Here is a 1192-nt window from a genome sequence, read left to right as displayed (position 1 = left end):
CGGCCTGTCCATTTCCGGGTCACATCCATCGTGGCCAGATAGAGCATTTTCAGCAGTGCCTCATCGGTGGGGAAAATACTCTTACCCTTGGTCACTTTACGAAGCTGTCGGTGGTAACTCTCAATCATATTTGTGGTGTAAATGAGTTTGCGGATCTCAGGTGGGTACTTAAAAAAAGTTGCCAGCTCCCCCCAGTTGCTGCGCCATGAGCGGATAATGAGCGGATACTTGGCGCCCCAGACTTCCTCGAAGCGGTCCAGTTCAAGCAGCGCTCCATCCACTGTTGCAGCCTTGTAAATGGGCTTCAGGTCCGCAGTGACTTTCTTGAGATCCTTGTACGACACGTAGCGAGTGGAATTACGGATTTGGTGGATGATACACTTTTGGATTTCGGTCTTTGGATAGCAGGCCGCAATCGCTTCGGAGAAGCCATTCAGATTGTCTACACAGATAATGAGAATGTCTTGAACACCACGATTTCGCAGGTCATTTAGGACACTTAACCAGAACTTACTGGATTCATTCTCCCCGATCCACATGCCGAGTACATCCTTGTTTCCGTCCAGGTCGATGCCGATCACCATGTAGGCCGCTTTGTTTACAATGGCCCCGTCCTGCTTCACTTTGAAGTGAATCGCATCCATGTAAACGACCGCGTACACGCCTTGAAGCGGCCGATTCTGCCATTCCTTAATGAGAGGTACGATTTTGTTGGTCACATTGGAAATGAGCGTAGGCGAGACTTCGATGCCATACAGGTTTTGCAGATGGTCTTGAATCTCTCGTGTGCTGACACCTTTGGCGTACAGGGCGATGATTTGATCTTCGATGCCGGTTACATTCTTCTGGTGCTTCTGCACAACAACCGGCTCAAACTCACCGAGTCGATCCCGTGGAACCGTAATTTCCTGCTCTCCGTATTCGCTGACTACCGACTTCTTGCTCTTGCCATTTCGGCTATTTGGCGTCATCTTGGCTTTGACCTCATGCTTTTCGTAGCCTAAATGCGTATCGAGTTCTGCTTCCAGCATCTCTTGAAGCGTTTCAGCAAACAGTTCTTTCAGGGCGTTCTGCGCGTCTTGTGCCGTTACCAGCTTGTTCTCCTTAATGAAGGCTCGTAATTGCTCTTTCGTCCAAAGTCCCATGTATTCTCCCCAACCTTTCTATTACTTTCCATTTTAATAGATTTGGG

At 48.9% G+C, this 1192-nt stretch carries 1 protein-coding gene; it reads right to left on the bottom strand.

All coding sequences use genetic code 11. The annotated features are described in order from the left end of the window. Window positions 1-1145: IS256 family transposase (locus tag CHH67_RS25720; protein ID WP_095268209.1), on the bottom strand; the 1145-nt coding region annotated here is incomplete at its 3' end. Window positions 1146-1192 lie beyond the last annotated feature (47 nt).

Origin of the sequence: Paenibacillus campinasensis (assembly GCF_002272015.1) — a bacterium.
Classification (GTDB): Bacteria; Bacillota; Bacilli; order Paenibacillales; family Paenibacillaceae; genus Paenibacillus_AQ; species Paenibacillus_AQ campinasensis.
Note: the sequence above shows the minus strand (reverse complement) of the source record. Positions and strands in the feature narration are given on the sequence as shown.